The organism is Candidatus Melainabacteria bacterium RIFOXYA2_FULL_32_9 (assembly GCA_001784615.1).
In the GTDB taxonomy this organism is placed as follows: domain Bacteria; phylum Cyanobacteriota; class Vampirovibrionia; order Gastranaerophilales; family UBA9579; genus UBA9579.
In genome coordinates this window covers 1-1,062 of the sequence record MFRQ01000147.1, presented here as the reverse complement: position 1 = coordinate 1,062, position 1,062 = coordinate 1, and the positions used below count along the sequence as shown (strand labels likewise).

Sequence of the window (1,062 nt, the reverse complement as noted above, 5' to 3'; positions counted from 1 at the left end):
CTTTTACAAATGACATCTTTTCCCGTACATCTTGAACAGCGAAATCAATATCTCTATCAAGTTCAAATTCCACAATGACATTTGATACACCTTCAATACTGGTTGAAGTAATTGATTTTACTCCATTAATTGTATTAATAGCACCTTCAATTTTATCTGTTACGTCTATATCTATAATTTCAGGGCTTGCACCCCTTAAAGTCGTTGATACGCTGACTATTGGAAAATCGACTTTTGGATATAAATCAACCCCAATGGTCGGATAGCTAATAATTCCGAATAAAACCAGAACAAGGATTATCATGCTTATAAAAACAGGCCTTTTTATTGATAAATCAGCGAGCCACATTTATTTTTACTCCTTCTGAAAGATTTTGCTGTCCTGTGACAATTATCGGTTGATTTTCCTGAAGGCCTTGTAGTATTTCCACCATTTCTCCATACTTTTCACCAATTTTGACAGAAGTAGCTTTTGCAACATTAGCCTCTATTTTGAAAACTTTTGCTTCTGTATCGTCAAAAAGCAATGCTACGGATGGAATCATTAAAACATTCTTGATGTTTTCGGTATAAATTTTGGCTTTTGCAAACATGCCAGGCTTTAATTCCCCTTTTGTATTGTTTACCAGGGCTTCAATTTTGAGATTACGTGTTTGTTCTTCAATATTTGGATAAATAGTTTTTATAGTGCCTTTGAATTCTTTATCAGGATATGCATTTACAGTAAATGTAACTTCCTGCCCTTGTTTTATTTTTCCTATTTTCTCTTCAGGTATTGTAAATGTTAGCTTTAGAGGATTTGTCTGAATAATCTCAAAAAGAGCAGTCCCTTCACTAACATAATCTCCTGATGCAACTTTTTTTTCTTTAATAAATCCATTGATAGGCGAGCTTACAACAGTTTTATTTAGTTCTTGTCTTGCTAAAGCCAGAGACGATCTTGCTTGGTCAATATCAGAGGAAGCGACAGTAAGCCTTGTAGCATTTAGTTCTTGTCTTGCTAAAGCCAGAGACGATCTTGCTTGGTCAATATCAGAGGAAGCGACAGTAAGCCTTGTAGCA

Annotated in this window: 2 pseudogenes; both read right to left on the bottom strand. The window is 34.8% G+C overall.

What is annotated here, in order from left to right:
• Window positions 1-349: pseudogene (locus tag A2255_04780) on the bottom strand (hypothetical protein).
• Window positions 336-1,062: pseudogene (locus tag A2255_04775) on the bottom strand (hypothetical protein). The pseudogenes A2255_04780 and A2255_04775 overlap by 14 nt, the downstream one beginning before the upstream one ends.